This window comes from Photobacterium piscicola, assembly GCF_900166965.1.
GTDB lineage: Bacteria > Pseudomonadota > Gammaproteobacteria > Enterobacterales > Vibrionaceae > Photobacterium > Photobacterium piscicola.
The window spans coordinates 1,303,761-1,323,194 of sequence record NZ_FUZI01000001.1 but is presented as its reverse complement, the minus strand read 5'-3'; the positions used below and the strand labels follow the sequence as shown (position 1 = coordinate 1,323,194).

11 protein-coding genes and 6 tRNA genes are annotated in these 19,434 nt (G+C 36.4%); 13 read left to right on the top strand and 4 right to left on the bottom strand.

The window, feature by feature from the left end; all coding sequences use genetic code 11:
* Positions 1–50: 50 nt before the first annotated feature.
* Positions 51–596: a 3'-5' exonuclease gene (locus CZ809_RS05975; protein ID WP_080156457.1), complete on the top strand. Its 546-nt coding sequence runs from the start codon at positions 51–53 to the stop codon at positions 594–596.
* A 239-nt stretch (positions 597–835) separates the two neighbouring features.
* A complete protein-coding gene (locus CZ809_RS05970; protein ID WP_080156456.1) occupies positions 836–1,726 on the top strand; it encodes a DMT family transporter in 891 nt (296 codons plus the stop codon).
* 95 nt (positions 1,727–1,821) lie between these two features.
* On the opposite strand, the gene CZ809_RS05965 is transcribed toward CZ809_RS05970, so the two are convergent.
* Together CZ809_RS05965 and CZ809_RS05960 are read right to left on the bottom strand one after the other, a co-directional pair.
* Entirely contained in the window at positions 1,822–3,144 is a 1,323-nt protein-coding gene (locus tag CZ809_RS05965) for an SLC5/6 family protein (protein ID WP_080156455.1), read from the bottom strand.
* A 536-nt stretch (positions 3,145–3,680) separates the two neighbouring features.
* A complete protein-coding gene (locus CZ809_RS05960; RefSeq protein ID WP_080156454.1) occupies positions 3,681–4,985 on the bottom strand; it encodes an L-cysteine desulfidase family protein in 1,305 nt (434 codons plus the stop codon).
* Positions 4,986–5,475: 490 nt separating this feature from the next.
* On the opposite strand from CZ809_RS05960, the gene CZ809_RS05955 reads away from it, so the two are divergent.
* Both CZ809_RS05955 and CZ809_RS05950 read left to right on the top strand, forming a co-directional pair.
* Complete coding sequence (locus CZ809_RS05955; protein WP_080156453.1) at positions 5,476–6,834, top strand: NCS2 family permease; 1,359 nt, start codon at positions 5,476–5,478, stop codon at positions 6,832–6,834.
* 457 nt (positions 6,835–7,291) lie between these two features.
* A complete protein-coding gene (locus tag CZ809_RS05950) occupies positions 7,292–7,471 on the top strand; it encodes a hypothetical protein (protein ID WP_080156452.1) in 180 nt (59 codons plus the stop codon).
* 304 nt (positions 7,472–7,775) lie between these two features.
* On the opposite strand, the gene CZ809_RS05945 is transcribed toward CZ809_RS05950, so the two are convergent.
* The gene (locus tag CZ809_RS05945) at positions 7,776–8,798 is read right to left on the bottom strand and encodes an acyltransferase family protein (RefSeq protein ID WP_080156451.1); all 1,023 of its coding nucleotides are present in this window, start codon (positions 8,796–8,798) and stop codon (positions 7,776–7,778) included.
* A 532-nt stretch (positions 8,799–9,330) separates the two neighbouring features.
* Here CZ809_RS05945 and CZ809_RS05940 point away from each other — a divergent pair.
* The 8 genes from CZ809_RS05940 (at position 9,331) to CZ809_RS05910 (ending at position 11,888) form a co-directional block, all read left to right on the top strand.
* Positions 9,331–9,421: transfer RNA gene (locus CZ809_RS05940), tRNA-Ser, on the top strand.
* A 48-nt stretch (positions 9,422–9,469) separates the two neighbouring features.
* Positions 9,470–9,545: transfer RNA gene (locus CZ809_RS05935), tRNA-Thr, on the top strand.
* A 9-nt stretch (positions 9,546–9,554) separates the two neighbouring features.
* Positions 9,555–9,639: transfer RNA gene (locus CZ809_RS05930), tRNA-Tyr, on the top strand.
* A 19-nt stretch (positions 9,640–9,658) separates the two neighbouring features.
* Positions 9,659–9,733: transfer RNA gene (locus CZ809_RS05925), tRNA-Gly, on the top strand.
* Positions 9,734–9,739: 6 nt separating this feature from the next.
* Positions 9,740–9,815: transfer RNA gene (locus CZ809_RS05920), tRNA-Asn, on the top strand.
* 99 nt (positions 9,816–9,914) lie between these two features.
* Positions 9,915–10,006: transfer RNA gene (locus tag CZ809_RS21145), tRNA-Asn, on the top strand.
* Positions 10,007–10,347: 341 nt separating this feature from the next.
* Positions 10,348–11,259, top strand: coding sequence for a site-specific integrase (locus tag CZ809_RS05915; RefSeq protein ID WP_080156450.1), 912 nt, complete (start codon positions 10,348–10,350; stop codon positions 11,257–11,259).
* Positions 11,260–11,489: 230 nt separating this feature from the next.
* Entirely contained in the window at positions 11,490–11,888 is a 399-nt protein-coding gene (locus tag CZ809_RS05910; protein WP_080156449.1) for a hypothetical protein, read from the top strand.
* Positions 11,889–12,291: 403 nt separating this feature from the next.
* Here CZ809_RS05910 and CZ809_RS05905 read toward each other — a convergent pair whose 3' ends face one another.
* Positions 12,292–18,018 carry a P-loop NTPase family protein gene (locus tag CZ809_RS05905; protein ID WP_080156448.1) on the bottom strand — a complete coding sequence of 1,909 codons (5,727 nt, stop codon included), beginning with the start codon at positions 18,016–18,018 and terminating at the stop codon, positions 12,292–12,294.
* A gap of 590 nt (positions 18,019–18,608) precedes the next feature.
* On the opposite strand from CZ809_RS05905, the gene CZ809_RS05900 reads away from it, so the two are divergent.
* On the top strand, positions 18,609–19,268 hold the full coding sequence (locus CZ809_RS05900; protein ID WP_080156447.1) for an inorganic diphosphatase: 660 nt from the start codon (positions 18,609–18,611) through the stop codon (positions 19,266–19,268).
* The last annotated feature ends 166 nt before the right edge of the window (positions 19,269–19,434 follow it).

Below are 19,434 nucleotides of genomic sequence, written 5' to 3'. Positions count from 1 at the left end.
AAAATGGTATTATCTGCGCCCGTTTTACCCCGTAACTCTTGGATAGCTTAATGAATTTTGATCGTATTGTCTGTTTTGACCTCGAAATGTGTTGTTGGAATGATGGCCGCACATCGCGTACTGGTGAAATCATCGAAATTGGGGTGGCGGAACTGGATCTAAATACGGGCCGTATTGTGCGACGAGCACAGCATTATGTAAAACCTGAACATGATGAAGTTTCACCATTTTGCACCGAATTAACTGGGATTAAACCTGAGCTAATTGAAAAAAATGGTAAGCCATTAGCGACTATTTTACGTTCGATTGAACAAAAATTTGGTGGTCGGCATAAGATTTATGGTGCTTGGGGTCATGATGACCGTATTTTAAAGAAAGAGTGCGCTGCAAAAGAATTGAAAGAGCCTTTTCGTGAGTATTTAAATTTAGCAACATTATTTAAATTACAACGTCATGTCACCAATAAGCGCTTAGGGCAACGTGCTGCAATGGAGATTGCCGGTGTGGCTTGGGAAGGACGTCAACACTCAGGCTATGTTGATGCTTACAATCTTGCGCGATTAGCAGCAACTATGTTCTGTGAAAAAGAGTCATAGCCGAGCGATAAATAATCAGTCGCTAACTCACATATAGTCTTCAATTTAAAACCCTAAGCATATTACTTGTGACAACAGAGTAAGGTGGTTAGGGTTTTATCATTTTCATTAATAAATGTCCGACTAAGCATTTTCTATGTCTGGTTACGAATATATATTTCTCATAGGAAGTGACAAAATAGCGTCGTCCTCTATTTCAATCTCCCTTATTGAAATAACTGTTTTATCTAAGGCTTAAAATGTTCTATTTACTCCCTCTTTTTACGGTTGCGATCTGGGCCGGAAATGCGATTGTTAACAAAATGGCCTTCAGTGTCATCGACCCCGGTGCGATTTCGTTCTATCGGTGGTTTTTTGCTTTAGTGGCATTAACCCCTTTTTTAGCTAAGTCGGTATGGCGTGAACGAGTCATCATTAAACCGTATTTAGCTAAGTTAGCTTTTTTAGCTTTACTAGGTATGGTATTGAATCAGTCGTTAGGATATTTTGCCGCGGCAACCACAAGCGCAACCAATATCGCATTAATTATTTCATTAGTGCCACTAGTCAGTATGTTTTTAAGTGTGCCATTACTTGGCCAACGTTTATCTCCTTTTGCGCTTATTGGTGCCGTTTTATCATTAAGTGGTTTGGTCTTGATGTTAAGCCATGGTCATATTAGTAATTTGATCAGCCAGGGGATTAAACAGGGTGATGGCTTAATGCTGTTAGCTGCGGTGGTGTACGCGTTATATTGCGTGTTACTAAAACGCTGGAAAATGCCGATTTCAAATTGGCACTCAGTGTATGTTCAATGCCTATTTGCAGTGATGATGCTAACACCTCTATTGTTAACCAGTCATCGAATAGCAATTACTGCTGCTGCCGCACCTTTAATTATGTATGCAGCATTATTAGCATCAGTGTTGGCGCCTTGGTTATGGATGCAAAGTATTGAACGCCTAGGCGCAGATAGAACAGCGATGTTTATGAATCTTTTGCCGATTATGGCTGCCGGCATTGCTAGTGTTATGTTAGGCGAACATTTACAAAGTTATCATTATGTTGGTGGCATTATGGTGCTATCTGGTGTGGCAATGGCACAGAAACGTGTTAAAGCGAAAAAACAAGTTGAAGCAGTTACTGTATAAGTACACAGATATATTCCACTAATGTACAAATAAAAATGCCGCAGTTAATACTGCGGCATTTTTTTAGCGTCATGTTTTTATGAGGATGTGACGGTTTAGATAAACACTAATAGCGGTGAGATACAGAGCAAGATACCAGTGATGATGATAAGGTTTGTTGCTGTGCCTTTATATTGATGTAAATGTGGTACTTGATACACTAAATAGGCAGGAATTAAACAACCTACAATACCGAATATTGGAGAGCAGATTGATGTAAACGATAGAATCGGTAAGTTTAAAGCAACCGCACCCCACGCAATTAAAATAATAAATACAGTGGTAAGCTTATTCACCAAATTGATATTAATATTGCTTGGATCAAATTTACGTTCAAGTAGGTTCATGGCTAAACCGCGACAGGCTTCTTTAAAGGCAAGAAAAACACCAAAGAATGAAGTCACAACGGCAAAGATATTGATCACGATACCAACAATTGTCGCAGAGCTACCAGGGAAGTAATGTGCAATCATTGCGAGTGCTGAAATGTTTAATTCCATCGCATGTTTAGCTTCAGTCTGACTGATGGCAAAAGTAAACGACACTGCAAAGAAAAAGACAATGACAAAGAGAATAGTAAATGCAATTTTCATCGCACGAGTGGCTTTATAACGTGCAACTTCAATGGATTTTTCATGTGAACGGTAAGAAATAACCATTGGGCTCAATGACTGAATAAACAGAATTGATGTAAGGGTAAATGGCAATGTAATAATGGCATTTTTCAACATTAAGCCCCAATTTTCAACGGGAGTAATATTGGTAAGGCTCCATTGAGGGACTAATAATACCCCCATAACCGCGACTAATAGCAAGACGGTGACAGCCATAAAGCCTGATATTTTAAATAAGATTTTTTCACTTTTAGAACCGATATAACTGAGTAAGCTAATCAGTGCTAACCCATAAAAGACATTATGATTAAGATGGTTTTTCGTTACACCAAAAGAATGTAGATATGAGGCGCTATCATTGGTCACGGTTAATGCATAGACCAAGACCCAAATCACTAACATTAAGAAATAAAGAATACCTAACGCAATTCCCCAGTTTTTACCTAAATAACCAGAAATAACACCAGGATAATCCGTACATTTTTTTGATTCAGCCAAAGTATTGATAAAGAGCTTTTGGAATAAATACATGGCTGGATAACCGATCACAGCTGAAAGTAAAAATACCCATAATCCCATAACCCCTACTTGGACAGGTAAAAATACAATACCTGCACCAACGGCCATGCCGATACTCATTACAATCCAACCGATGTCGACATTGTCAAATTTTATCGCCTGTTGCCATTGTTCAAGCGTCATATTGGCACGAACATGCAACGGCGTATTCGCTGTTGAAGGGGAATTATTGACTGTTTGGTTCATAGTAATGTCAGCCTTGAATGATTAACCTAAACACAGTGTTTGGCTTATTATTTTGGTGGCAGGATCGCCAATCTAGTTCGCGTCTTTCTAGCAATATAAAGCAATTAAATTATAACGAAAGAGAAGCTAAAAAGAGTGTTCATGGCTCATGCATTTGGCTTTAACTTTATGTTATTTAAATATTTTAGAACCACTTATCAGAAAAAAACGGATAGATAAAACGCACTCAATGTCGTTACAACAAAGATAGGGTAGGGCGATTTATTTAAGTCAATAAAGTGGTTTGCCTAATAGTGTTTACGCTGTTTATGGAGGGAATTATCACGCTATTATAGTGGCTTTTAAATAACTAGAAGTAATAACTTATAGTCAAATAGAATATTAAAGGAGGGGGAAATGCTGTTTTTACTGTTTTTTGCTTATGAACGAAGAAATAAGACAATATAGTCCTCTAGATAATGATAAAAAAGCAACTGAGTTATCTAGCTTTATATGTATATCTAGAGGATTTATCCACAAGTTAGCTGAATGTGTGGTTATTTATTAATCATGATATCAAGGATTTGAACATCTGTTTGTGTCATCGAACCATTTGCTAATGCTGAAAGATTGCGAATAGTACTATCAACATTGTTTGTAACAATGCCTTCATTTCCTGTAACACTAAAACCATCAAGTGCCATTAATGCAGATTTTATGGCAGAGCCTGCGGATGATGATACTTTCATTGCACAACTGGTTTTTGCACCATCACAGATCATGCCAGCAATATCGCCAATCATACTATTGATTGCAGCGCTGATTTGCTGAATATTACCGCCAAGCAACCATGTCATTCCAGCAACTGCGCCCATTGAAGCCGTTGTTGCACCACATAAGGCAGATAATTTGTTTTGATGGCTTTTAATATAAATTGCCATTAAGTGTGACAGCATTAAAGCACGAATTAATTGTTCGTTAGTCGCCTTGATAAATTCAGCGACGACTACCACCGGCATAGTCGCAGCAATACCTTGATTGCCTGAACCAGAATTACTCATCGCTGGTTTCATGGCGCCACCCATTCGAGCATCAGAAGCTGCTGCAGTACGTAGTAATACGTCTGTTAATAGCCCTGCTGATAGCAAGCCTCGATCAATATTACGCTGAAAAGTTGCGCCCACTTGAAGGCCATAGTTACCCGCTAAGCCTTCAATCGAAAGTGCATTGTTGAGCTGGTAAGCTTGCTCAATAAAGCTAATATCTGCTAATGGTGCTTGTGTTGCGAAGTCAAAAATATCTTGAGCACAAGCATCAGTGAAAGGATTGGTATTAACTTTTTCTTTGGCCAAGTGAGTCGTATTTTTTGGATCAGCAATGTAAGTTGTTATTCCGTCTTCTTCTATTGCAAGTATATGAGTGTGAGTATCTGCAATGATGACGCTTGCAGAGCGATCGCCACTAAAGACGGTGACTTTGGAATACAGAATATTACTGACATCCGCAACACTAACGGTTACTAATTTCTTATCAAGCATCGCTTTTGCAATAGCAACATCTTCAGGAGTAAGGTTTTTGAGAACTTCTAATTGCGCCTGACTGTCGCCTGCAATAGCACCCGTCGCTGCGGCGATTTCTAGCCCGACCATTCCAGTACCAGGTACAGTTACACCCATACCATTTTTCATTAAATTAGCCGATACGAACGCTTCAATTCCGGTAATTTGTTGATGATTAATATTAAGTTTGTTTACGGCAATTGCTGCTGCTAATGCAACGGATACGGGTTCAGTACAGCCAAGAGCTGGTACAACATCGCGTTTTACAACATCAATAAATGCAGGCCAAAGTGTATGTTTCATTGCAATCACCTAACGCTCTATATAAAGAGTCAAAAATTATGGATAAAGCAAATTGAGATATTTGCAGAGTCAATAATCAGCTAATAGTCTTTTTTTGTTCGTGCTGCTGAGTATACGTCTAGTTGTAAAGAAAAAAATTGTATAATCATTACTTATAGCAGGGTTAAATAGAATTAATTACTATTAATTAGATTTCTTGTGGAATATATGATGCGTAGATCACGGTTTTTTTGGTAGTATTTTTCATTAAGGCGATAAGGGATTTTTATGATAACTGTAAGTCTGTTATTTTAAATAGGCAAAAAAAAGTAGTTTCTAGTGGCGGTAGAGGTTACTTTTTAGGTATCATCCTCAGGTAGAGATCATATAAAGGTTGAAGATAATCACTTCAGCCTTTTCTTTTTTTGAAAACGTAAACGTTTGCGTTGGCGCAGTAATAAATTATGGCCAGTGATGACGGTTTGAAACTAGAAAATTATAGGAAGACATCATGTCTGCTGACAATAGATCCAATACCCAAAGTTTACCAGCGCACGGCTTAGATCGTTATTTTCAAATATCTGAGCGTGGTAGCAGTGTTAAACAAGAAATTATCGCTGGGTTAACGACCTTTTTAGCAATGGTATATTCAGTCATTGTTGTACCAAGCATGTTAGGTGCGGCTGGTTTTAATCAAAGTGCTGTTTTTATTGCAACCTGCTTAGTTGCAGCTTTTGGTTCATTACTGATGGGATTGTGGGCGAGATTACCAATGGCCATTGGTTGTGCGATATCGCTTACTGCCTTTACTGCTTTTAGCTTAGTACTTGGACAAGGGGTCAGCATTCCTGTTGCTCTTGGTGCTGTATTTTTAATGGGGGTTCTATTTACGCTGATCACTGTGACGGGTGTTCGTGGTTGGATCATGAGAAATATGCCGACAGGAATTGCACATGGTACAGGTATTGGTATTGGACTATTTTTATTATTGATTGCCGCTAATGGTGTGGGTTTGGTTATCAAGAATCCACAAGCAGGCTTACCGGTGGCTTTTGGCCATTTTATGTCATTGCCTGTGATTATGTCATTGGTAGGGTTGGCTGCAATTATAGGTCTTGAAAAACGTCGAGTACCTGGCGGTATTTTGCTCGTCATTATTGCTATTTCAGTTTTTGGTCTCATTTTCGATCCTAATGTGAAATACCATGGCTTGTTTGCACTGCCTACATTTGGTGGTGAAGGCTCTTTAGTTGGTTCCTTAGATATTATGGGTGCGCTTAACCCCGTGATCTTACCGACAGTGCTTGCGTTAGTGATGACGGCTATTTTTGATGCGACAGGTACGATTCGAGCGGTGGCAGGCCAAGCTAATTTATTGAATGAACGTGGCAATATCATTAGTGGCGGTAAAGCGTTAACTGCCGATTCAGTAAGTAGTATTTTTGCTGGTTTTGTTGGAGGCTCTCCAGCAGCGGTTTATATTGAATCTGCTGCGGGTACTGCTGCCGGTGGTAAAACAGGTCTAACGGCAACAACGGTTGGACTCTTGTTTGTTTTCATGCTGTTTTTAGCGCCTTTAAGCTATTTAGTTCCCGCTTACGCAACTGCGCCAGCTTTAATGTATGTAGGTTTATTGATGCTAAGTAATGTGAGCAAGCTAGATATGAACGACTCTGTTGATGCGTTATCTGGGTTGTTATGTGCCGTCTTTATTGTGCTAACAGGCAATATTGTTACAGGTATTATGCTTGGTTTTGTGAGTTTGGTTATTGGTCGCGTTGTGTCTGGTGATTTTAAACGATTAAATATTGGTACGGTTATTATCGCAATCGCATTAGTGGTGTTCTACGCTGGCGGTTGGGCTATTTAAGCGAATAAAATTATATTGTTATCATTAACCCGCGTACTAAACGCGGGTTTTTTTATTGAATAAAATAGTTAACTTCCAATTTTGGTCTGTTGTATTGATCAAAAATGAAAACTTGCTTTACATGATCTGTGGTTATCATTGTTGCTCAGTACATTGATAGGTTATCAATGCTGAGTTTAAATAATATCGGATCGTATTTATAATACGAATTTAAATCTATGTTATTTAAATTCAATATGTTATTGCTATTTTGTTGTTGGTGACTAAGCATGAAAAGAAACGCTAACGCATTTTAGAAGGTAATTAACGAAGAATGGTTTTTCATGCTCTCTATTTATGTATCTAACGTTGCAATTTACATGGGATGACAATTAATTTAATGCTGGTAGATTTAAAAAAGATGAGTTGCCTTAGGGGTTGGTCATTATTTTATTTTTATTAAACGTTGAGGTTAACCATGAAAGTTGTTATTGAAATTTTAGAATCAGGTACATACCGTGATCAAGCATGGGAAGGAACTTTTTTATCAACGAAAGGTGAATTACGCGCTGTTACACCGTCTTATGCTGCACAATTGATTGGCCAAGAAAAAGCGGCACTTTATCTTGATAGTAATGGAGAAATGAAGTTTGCATAAATACCAATATGGTAGTGAAATTTAGAAATGGCGTTTCTATTAACTTAATAGAAACGCCATTTTTTTAACTTTAATTTATGCTTATTTACAATGTAAATTTAATATTAATCAATTGGTTATGATTTATTGCTGATATTGACGAGAAATCACTGAAAGAGCTCAAGTAAATTGTGAATGAAGGTGAGTAAACTTCCTAAAAAATTCATCCATTCTATAAACAAAGCAGGCATAAGATAATTATCTTTGATTCAAAAAAGTAAAAAGGGGCGTAGAAAACGCCCCTGTGATGGTATGACTTACTTTGTTATGCAGTAACTGGTTTATTTTTGATCTTTGTTTTTAAGAAGCGGTCAATTGGCATTTCTATAAATTTATAGCATAAGAAACCAGCAATGGCGCTACCAACGACTAATGCTGTTACATAAAGTGGGCCAATATTGATCAGGCCTAGCTTACGCATTACGATCGTAACACCAGAAATAATAAATGGGTGTACTAGATATAGTGCATATGATGACATGCCTAATTGATATAGTAGGTTAATTTTTGGCATTTTTGATTCTAAAGAAACGAACCCAATAAATAATAGGAACATTGGAATACCATAGGTAATAACACGACCTAATGAGGTAGGTAAAAGTGAACAATCAAAATTATGAGCAATCAGTAATATCAATGCCACTATTGTTGCTATAGCTGCCATTTTCATTGAAATCATTTTATTAGTTATGATTTTATATGCAACGATGCCTAGTACAAATTCGATTAAAACTGGATTTGTAATAAATGTGGCTGGGTTTAAAACCCATTTTGGATGTGCAGGTGGGAATATAAGACCTACAATCACTAAAATAATTAAAGCAATCGATGTAAATAATTTTTGTTTGTCTTTAGAAAATAAGAAGGAAGCAAAGATTAAATAGAAAAAGAATTCATAGCTTAATGTCCATGCATTATTGATTAAATATGGATGTCCATTAGGGATTAAAGTAAAAGAAGAGAATATAGACGTTGAATGTGAAGACGAAGAATTGACTAAGGCCGGATTAATTAAGTAAATGGTTAAAGCGACACAAGTTAAAATCCAATATAAAGGTGCAATACGTATTACACGGGATTTCATAAATGAAGTAAAGGATTGTCGATTTCTATCTACAGTTAAACACATGATAAAACCTGAGATAATGAAGAACAGATCAACCCCGCCTCCGCCAATTTTGACGAAATTCAGAAGATCGATGTTGTAAATCATTGCCTTATGGTTTGAATGAGCAATAACCACCATTATTGCTGCTAAAGCCCGTAAGTATTGTATAGATAGGTACACTGTAAATCTCTTTATATTGAGTTGATAGTAATCTTTAAAATATGTTAACACTCGACGATATAAAGACAACCCAGATACAAGTTTTGTTTATGAAATACACTTAAAAGCATAATCTAAGTTAATGTTTTTAGTTTTATCATTTGTAGGGTAAATGTGTTGTTTTGTCTAATTTATTCGATAAACTGGCTTATTTTGAATTCTGTTAATCAATATAAAAAATCATAAATTATTAAAGATGCCTGAGATTAGGTCTATTTATATGTGATTACGTAATATAGAAGTCATAATTAGCACTGTCTAAACGTAACATTTTGATGAAGCTACAATGAAGTGTAATAAAAAACTTACCTAATTGTACTTAAGCGACGATGATAATTATCAATGTAACGTTATCAACAGGAAAAATAAGCTTCTATAATCAATGCAATGTGTTTATTTTATACTTTATGGTTAAAATTTGTTTGATTGGAACTTTTTTGTGTTTTTTCGCTTTACAGATACAGCAGATGACTATAATATTCACCGCACTTACGGAGAGATGGCTGAGCGGTTGAAAGCACTGGTCTTGAAAACCAGCATACGTTTATAGCGTATCTAGGGTTCAAATCCCTATCTCTCCGCCATATTTAGTTATCAAGTTTCGACTTGGTAGTAAAAAAAGAAATTAGTGTGCCGACTTAGCTCAGTAGGTAGAGCAACTGACTTGTAATCAGTAGGTCACCAGTTCGACTCCGGTAGTCGGCACCATTAAATTTCGGTGGGATTCCCGAGTGGCCAAAGGGAGCAGATTGTAAATCTGCCGGCACTGCCTTCGAAGGTTCGAATCCTTCTCCCACCACCATAATTTGTAAAGATACATCGCAGGTATCGTATAATGGCTATTACTCCAGCCTTCCAAGCTTGAGATGCGGGTTCGATTCCCGCTACCTGCTCCAAACAATTCCCTCTTAGTTCAGTTGGTAGAACGCCGGACTGTTAATCCGTATGTCACTGGTTCAAGTCCAGTAGAGGGAGCCAAATAGAAAAGCCCGCAAGCAATTGCGGGCTTTTTTACGTCTGAAATTTAGTAAAAATAGTTTTTGAGAGTGCAAGATATCAGATTTCATCACTAAACAATTCCCTCTTAGCTCAGTTGGTTGCTTTTTATTAGAAGCTTGGCGGACTGTTAATCCGTGTATCACTGGTTCAAGTTCAGTAGAGTGAAGCCAAATAGAGAAGCCCGCAAGAAATTGCGGGCTTTTTTACGTCTGGACTAAACATAGGACAGCCATATCTTTACTTTAAAAACTCAACACACTGTGGGTAGATTTCTTATCATCATCACCCGCATTCTTTTTTTGGAATGACACTATCTAAGTAAAAAGTTATGGGTGTCCAGTATTTCTGTATTTATCCCTAGTTCAAGTCCCATTTAGTCACAACAAGTATTACCTCAAATTAACGAACTAATTTTAATCTGCAGTTATAGTCGCGGTATAATAATGTCTAAAAATAGATAAATGGGCTAAATTTAAATATGTGATATTGAATACCGTTAGGAGAGTTTAAGATGAATGAAAGAACTTTAGCCGTTGATGCAATTCCTGATAAATTAATTCCTCAGTTTTTAAAGCAAGCGAAAAAAATAGATAATTTTTGGTTTGATATGTTTCTACTTTGTGTCACTTTTGGCTTGAGAAATATAGAATGTAGGGAGTTGAAATTTTCACAGATCAATTTAAAAGAGAAAAGAATAACATTATCTAATACAAAAGCCGACAAAGCGAAATTAACCAGAAAAGTTAACCAGCACCTTGATAAACAATGGAATATAAAAGGGAGGCAATGGCTACGAAAACACATGGTCGACCTAAACGCATCGTTGATTATCAGGTTGGCAACTTCGCTAGATGAGTTGGGTTTTATAGCAGAAGAATATCAATTGGGTGTTGCTTATGAAAAAGCAAAACAGCATTACTACGATAAAGAAAAACCTCAAATTTACAATTATTTAAGAAGAACCTTGCCATCCCACTCTCGGCAAATCGATTTTTCATCATTTAAAGCTATAGAACAAATGCTTTCTCGACGATTAAAAAAACACAAAGGGCGTACATATTTATTTCCTCGAGATGAACTCATTCGTAATAAATCAATCACAAACAAAGATAAGCCTTTATCCAGACAAAGTGTTTACAACGTAATAAAAAAAATAAGTTATTCATTAAAAAATAAATTAAAAGATATTAAATTAGGATTGCATTCTTGCCGAAAATCAGCGGTTCAGAAAGTTGCAACTTTAATGAATGATGTTTTTGCAGCATCCATTTGGATTGGTCATGGCCATGGCAAAGGCAATTTATCAATGACAGAGCGGTATTTAAATCGTTCAAAACATCGATTCCAAGAAATAAACCTAAAGTTATCTAAAACTTGTCATTATGACCATTGCGTCAAGTTATCGAAGTCCTCTTGTTGTTAACCCAGTAACAACACTGCCTACGAATCTACCATCTATTCCTTCTTTATTGTTGTTATTTAATATAAAAAGAGATGAAACATGATTATGTTCTTATTTAACATGTAGTTAATCAACATTGACACAATGGTCATTATGACAAGGTCATTGCGAAAGTGCCGAGAATAGCGTAACGATTAATTCGCTCGCTAAGGTATTTTTCGTGATTAAAAAATGAAAGGAAGGAAATGGAGATGATAGAGAAAATACTGGCAATGAAAAAAGTGCAGCTTGAAGGATCGATATTATTACAAGTATCAGATGGGTTTGAAACCACTGTTACAGGGCTAAATGCTAACGGGGAATATTCATTAAACACTTTTTGTATAACATCTTTTACAATGGATATAACAACACAATTGCTATCTGTTGTTGTTTCTCGACGTTTTCCCATTATTCCAGTACAACAAAAAGGTTGGCTTTGTGCTAATGGTTGTGAATTTGAGTATGAGCAAGTGGAATTAACCTGTAATTATTGCCTGATTTATAATCACGTCGTTAGTGTTGATATACAAGTTGATTCAGGTAAGAGACTTAAAGTAATTTCACTTTCATCACCTTATCTTGAGCTAGATAATAATGTTATTTTCTAAGTGTTATTGAATAAATATAACAACATAAGATAGAAATGGCTTAATTTATTTGCAGCCATAGTGAGTAACATTTATTGATTCCAGTTCATAGAAAAGCCTATGATTTGAAAATAGTTCAATATGGCATTTCTAAATTTAGTAGATGTAACAGATGTTATGTGAAATGGGTGAGGAAGTTCGTCGATATGGCATAATATTTGTGAAGTTGGTTATGACGGAATCGCTTGGCGCTTTTCACAAGCGACTTGAAAGTAAGCTGATTTTTGAACAAAATAGTACGATATGTAAACAGCGCCAAAATTTAATTTTTGACGCTATATCTTTTTATTAGTACCAGAATCTGACTCAAGAATAACTATGTTATACCTCAAAGGAAACTCTATACCATTACGAATAGTGATTCCTAAATAGATTGAATGGCGAAGGTTATAATGGCGCCCTCATCACGTATGTATTCACGTCTGTCAACACAAGTCATTTTAGCAACTAGATAATAATTGTTATCTGTATGTTCTTTTAACTTAGTAAAAAAATCTTTAGGTACAGTCATATAAGTTCCTAATGAATTACCAATTTCTACACTATGCGCTGGATACCAGTGATCTACCCAATATTTCCAGACACCATTACTTACTGTACCGCCAAAATATTCTACACTGGATTCATTCTGGGTTACTGAGTTTATTGGTAAATCTCCAACACAATAAGTAGGACGGAAATAGCCTCTAAATAGCCAATCAATTTCCCATCGCCCAAAGGAAGATGGGTAAGTCTTCTTGGCTAAAGGAAATATACCTTCTTCAGTATTCCCACGATCAATTGAATCGAATATGTAATGAGGGTTGAGCATTTCGGTATCATATATAGAAACTAAGATGATCCTTAGATCAATACAAACGCCAGTATGGTTTCTGAGAACAGGGCCATTGGCATGTAATAATATTTCGTCCGAATTGGCTATCAGGGAAAGGTATTGATCAAGTTCACTTTGACCAGGTAAAAGATCATCCTTCTTTAAATCGTCTAACCTAGGCCAGATTTTAGGCGGTTCTGAAGGTGAGATGTTTATTGCAATAGAGCCAAAGGGCAATACTTCTTCAGCATGCATCAAAGCTATATCTTCAGGGATAGAGTGTTGAGCGATAGCGTAAGCCAACGTCCTAGTATACGCAGATAATATTGATGATTCTGCAGTCCATGAAAAACTACACCTAATATTGTCTCGAGAAGAAAACTGATCGCTACAGAAGTTATAGGGGTTGAAAACATGACAAGAATGTCTTTTCTGAATTTGTTCCCATTCAAGAAGAAAATGCTTAACTAGCGGAGCATTATATTCTTTTTCCAACTTTTCGATAATCGTTATGTACCTAAATAAAAGGCCATTGGCATATCTTTCATACTTTGCTTTATTTGGAATTAGATCTTCCAAAAACTGAGAATATAAAGGTGTTAAATCATCCCTTCCTGCATCGATATAGTCCAGATTTGATATCAGTTCATCTGATATAATAGAGGGAAAACGTATGTTTTGAACTATATCTCCTGTGTTAAAGGGAGATTTTTCAATAAGTAAGAGAATTGACAAATAATCTACGATATCAACTTCATACTGCTGTTTTGATAGATATTGGATATATAGCGAACGAAATTCAGTATTAGTATCGTCTTGCAAGAGTATTGAGATTTGCTTTGCCGTTTGGAGTCTAGCATAGCGATCAGGCCATTTATAATGAAGATAAATTAGATGTAAGGGGGCAACTCTTTGCTCAATAGGTTGCTTATACCAATACAGCTCATTTAGTGGAAGATGTGCAATATCTCCCTCAAGACTGCCAACCATGGCCTCTGTAATTTCAGCAGCAAGTTCCAACTTTCCTGCGGCAACTAAATAAGTTACAAGTTGAGTCGAGGGGACAATTATTGCCTCGTTTCTTTGTTCCTTCGATGAACCTGGCGACATTGTATCTCGTAAAATACTTTCCCATTTGTTCTTATATGTTGAACCATATTCTCTTAATGATTCTTCTGACTGAGAGTAAGCATAACGATTCCAGCTATTATTAAGATTTATATCTCTAATGGCCCATGTATATGCTTTTGTCTTGCCATTAATCGTTTTACTCAATAAATATATTTCATGCAAACACCTATTAAGCTCATAGTCTGATTTTTCTTGTTCATAATATTCGTTAAACGAATTGAGAATAATGGCACCCTGTCCTTGCTCTTTCCAGTGCGTTATCCAATCTATGATAAATTTTTTGCGAACTTTGTATGATATGGAGTGCAAAGTAGAACTTAATTCATCCAAGTTGTTCGGCTGGATAGCCTTAACGTTGGAGAATTCAGGTGTTTCTTCATGTTCTGTCGAATTTAGTTCTCTAGGAAGTGGGGGAATACCACCAATAATTTTGCATTGCTCTTGATAAATTTTGTCTAGTGTTGCGTTCCCCTCAGCCCTTTCTTTTAATGCTCTGAGTGCATCAACCGTGGTCATACAACGTAGAAATGAATACTCTGATTGTGTAGTCAGTGGAAATGTCTTGATTATATTCTCAAGAATAACATCTGTTCGATGCCAATTTTCTTCTGACAAATGATAGTCAAATTCATCAACCAGACGTTCTGGGTTGTGTTTTGCTAATAATTTTGTGTACCAATTTGGAATATGCCTTATTTCTCGTTCTGAAAAATCAAAAACATCTGTTGTAAATGTTGCTACACGCCTCAACCAGTCAGGTACTTGAGGGAAATTCGAGTTTGAGCACTCGTCAATGACTTCAAAAACTTCATGTAAAGTAATGTCTTTTCTATAACCATACCCGACCATATTCAAAGCTGTACGCTGGAGAAATAAGTTAGCTTCATCGTGAAGTCCGTACTTACTTGCCAAAATTCCCATTTCAAGACTGTCATTTGCTAGTGTAGCTGTGTCTTCTCTTCGATGAATCTCTGTATCAAAGAGCTTATGAAATACTTGAGATATAGTCTTTTTAGGAAAGCTAATAATCGAATTTTGAGCAGCAACATCGAAAAACACATACGAATCCCACCAGTGACTTTTTGTAAGCATCGAAAAATCACTGTCATTGAGCATAGTAAACTCATCAATCGAGTCACAGATAATATTTAGATGTAAGGCTATCTTGGCTAAAGATTTTCTTATATTGAATAATACGGGCGTTAATTTATAACCCACTCGGAATTGATCTGGTAGTTCAAGAATGACGAAACAATTATATAGCTCCGATACTTCGAATTTATCTCCTGCCTTAAGCTTTTTAGCGATAGTGGCTGATGTATATTGAAAAGTCATCCACGAGTTTTTTATAAACTCTTCGACCGTATTCGGCTCAACCAAATACGGTTTCTCAATAACTACCGAGTTACTAAACCTGTGAGCTAGAGTATTGAAGAAGTACTGATAGAAAAGATTATAAGTGGCGTCTTCATACCTCTCTGGGCACTCTAATTGTGTGACTTCTTCAGAATCAATATCTTTTCCATTTAGCATTAAATGGAGTAAGCCTAAGCTAGAATTGGAAATATTAAGATTTTGGGAGGTTTCTTCTAATGGTACACCTTCAATGCAAGCTGCCAAAACAACCTCATCAATTATTTTTGAAGAAATATCCTTTGGTATATCAAAGAGAGATAAATCTAATAGTAAATGTCTATGCCCATATTGAACAAGTAGTTCTACGATCCTTGTGAAGGACGATGACTTATCGGTAAGTCTTTCATAAAACTCATTGATGAGCTCTAAATCAGGATTATCATAGCTCATCAAGACTTGTAAATAGTCATCAACAAGGCTATTTAATGTCTGATAGCGTTCAGAATCCTCTAATCTGGCATAAAATTGTATCCTGCGATAAATTTCTCTTTCGCAATCTTTAACTATTTTTTCATTTTTTCCTTGTAAATGCTTAGCAACGATTACAATTTCCTTATCAGGAATAATCCTCAGATTATCGGCTCTCCAAAGAAGCCCAAAATTATCTGATGAACAGTTAAGTGAACAATCCAAAAATTGACTAAAATCCTGTATCTGAAATTCAGGGCCATTCAACAACCTCATTTTCAACATTCGAAGTCTCAATAGCTCAGAATACAGTGATTGTTCAAAGGCTATACTTTCAGCAACCCCGACTATGTGTTCTATATGCTCTAATGGATATGCTTTACAGAGTGAGCGAACGAGCCATTCTTTGGTGATCCCCTGTAGTAGAGGAGTCGCATTCCCTAAATTTGCTTGAATTATCCAATCCCAACCCCATTTCCAGTATTCGGGGGCATGCCGGTCGATCCAGACCTTTGATTTCGTATTTAACCTTTCTTTTGATGTGGAGAAGGCATCTTTTCGCTTTAGATAAACAAACAAGCTGTTATGAAATGGTGTTATTCCGCTAAGTCTATTTTCAATGAGATGTTGAATTTCAGCAAAGCTATTTCTAAAAATAAGACTGTCATCAAAACAAAATCCTAAATGCGTTTTATCCGGCCATGAAAAGTCAGCATTAGCAATAAGAAGGAGAATTTCTTTCGCACTTTCAGATAGTGAAACCCACAAATTCTCATAGTATGCGTGTATATCCCCATCAGGGCAGATTGGAAGCTTTTCCACGTCATATTTATTGATTTTATTTCTAGCCAACTTCATGCTGTTTAGAGAATAAATAATATGAAGGGGATATCCTTTTGAAATATTTAGTAATGCCTGCGATATTTCTATAACTTCTTGCTTTCTGTGTTCATTCACACCAACAACATCTATTTCTTTAATGGAGACCAAGAAGTCTACTCTATCCTTAATGGCAGCTAATCCCATAGCTGGAATATCGAGCCATGACTTATCTCTTGGTGCTGATCGTAATAATGAATTAGGTAAATATTCATCACTTATTGGTTGTGTACCATAGAGTAAGCAAATTTTTTCTTTGAGTGGATCAATTCGATTAACTAGGTGTTCAAGTTGATTGATATCTGATCTTTCACGATAAACATGGTCTAGCCCATCAATGATAACGACAAGTATTTCATTACTTTCAGTCGCTATATCAGCAGCCTTGCGAATCCACAGTTCTAATTTTTCAGGATCAAGTTCATCGCTATTAAAATCAGATGGGTATAGGATCTTTATTTGACTTTGTAGTGATTGTGCAGCGTTATTGAAGGCAATCCTATCTCCAATAAAATGTGGAGACAAATAATAATGATGCCTTATTACTGGTGTCTTCTTCTCTATAAGTTGGTCGGTCAAGAAAGAAAGATATGTACTCTTCCCCATGCCAGGAAGACCTGAGATAACCGAGCAACCAGGCTTGGTAGTTCTTTCAATTATTTCGCTATGGAATTCTTCTAGAGGTGGTATGTAGCCTCCCGGCACCTCAAAAAACTGAGATATAGTCCTTTTTGAACCAAGGGATAAGATCTCACGAATATGCTCGAGACAAATTCTCCCGTCTGGGGACGGCTCGTTTTTTCGAGTGGCCCAACGCTCAACTGTTTTTAATAGCTGAAGCCAGCTTTCATTATTTGCATGATCGGGAACTAATGAGTCCTGAAGTTTGAGCTCTAAATCATCGATTTCGTGTTGGCTGTGTTCAAAGATTAGGTTTTCAAAGAATATTATGGATTTTCGTTCGTCGCCAAGCTGGGTTGATACTTTAAATTTTACTTCGTCTGGAATCAGGTTATAGTCGATCTTGTTCCCATGAAGACAATTAGATAATATGGTGTCGGGTTTCCTATTTGTAATAAGTTTAGCAACCGATATCACATTTGAATCGCTAAACCTTTCAAGATCAGCAGACCATTTTTCAATTAGAGAAGTACCCTTCGGTTTTTTCTTTAATAGCCAATCAAAATCAAGCCTTAGATCATCACGAGTTGAATCAGTTGTGAATTTGACTTGGTAGAGCTCATACTCTCCACTAGGTGTAAAACAAATAACATCGTCAAGGCTTTTTACACCACTTAGCCCTTGGCTATCTTCAATACTTATCCATTGGTATTTTTCTGGCTCGTGATACCAATTTATCAGTATCTGGATACACATAAGATCTTGATATGTGTATCCAACTCGTGTCAATTGAGATGGTTTTATTCCTGAAAGTCTTGTCAAAAGAGAGATCCTTTATGTATAAGCTTTCTAACGAATGACAAGGATAGGAGTAACTACTCTTATTAGGGTCACTATTAGCACAGCGGAGTTATATCTGGATATTATTAAATGCGGGAGTAGTTTATCCCCGAACGTAAAGAGCCAGAACTAAAAATATGTGTGCCAATGCACATTATTGGACCTTAATGCTAAGAAAGAACCTTCGACCCAAACAACTGTTGCAAATTATATAACAATTAGACTGTCGAGAATTCTCGGTAGTTATTAATGAAAACTTTAACTTTTAGTTGCTATCTAAAAACGCCTAATGACGAAATAAGCTATTTTGTCATTTAAGGTATACCCCAGCGAAACCAGTCTACATTACCCCTCAACCCGCATTGTAGTATTTAAGAAACCATCTATAACAAACCAATCAACGTAACCAACTTAAATTGAACCAAGAGGTGATAACAATGCGTTCTCTATCCCCATCACTTACACGAAGCTATGTCTAACAAAAGTACTTTAAAACGTCATAATTATGTCATTTTATTTTCATTTAATTACAAGAAGATAAGTTAACTTATTTAATGGATATGTAATTACTCATGAAAAAGCACATTGCGTTTATTAGTCTGCTACTTAGTTGTTCATCAGCGTTTGCTGACTCAAACTTTTCAAAAGTTGATACTTATACAATTAAAGCCGATCAAGATTATTTGTCAGCAACGCCCGCGAAAAATAACAATGGAACAATTAATGCCATCATTGAAATTCCTACTGGAAGCAATGAAAAATGGGAAGTGAGTAAAGTTGATGGCTCAGTGATTAATTGGGAGTTTAAAAATGGCCAACCACGGATTGTGCATTATCTTGGTTACCCAAGTAACTATGGCACGATTCCTAATACAGCATTACCTAAATCTTTAGGTGGCGATGGTGATCCTTTAGATGTGTTAGTGCTTGGCTCGGCAATGGTGCAAGGAAGTGTCGCACAAGTTCGCTTAATTGGTGGTCTTAAAATGCTAGATGACGGTGAACAAGATGATAAATTAATTGCGGTTCCTGTAACTGAGCAATCACCATTTAAGAATGTTCATTCTATAAAGCAATTACAGCAGCAATATCCTGGCGTATTAACAATCATTGATACATGGTTCTCTAATTATAAAGGTGCTGGTGCAAAGGTTGATATTCAAGGTGTACTATCTAAGCAACAGGCATTAGATGTGCTTGATAAAGCAGCTAAATATTATAAAGAAATTTAGAATAGGAAAGATGACTTTTTGATTTAAAAACGATTGTCAGCGCATCCTTATCTTAACTATTTTGGCTGACTGTCATATTGTGATTATAGAGTGTGGAGCTTGCATTATTTATTGGTGAATTTAAATGAAGAAATGATTCCCATATGTGATGGGAATCATTTTTTAT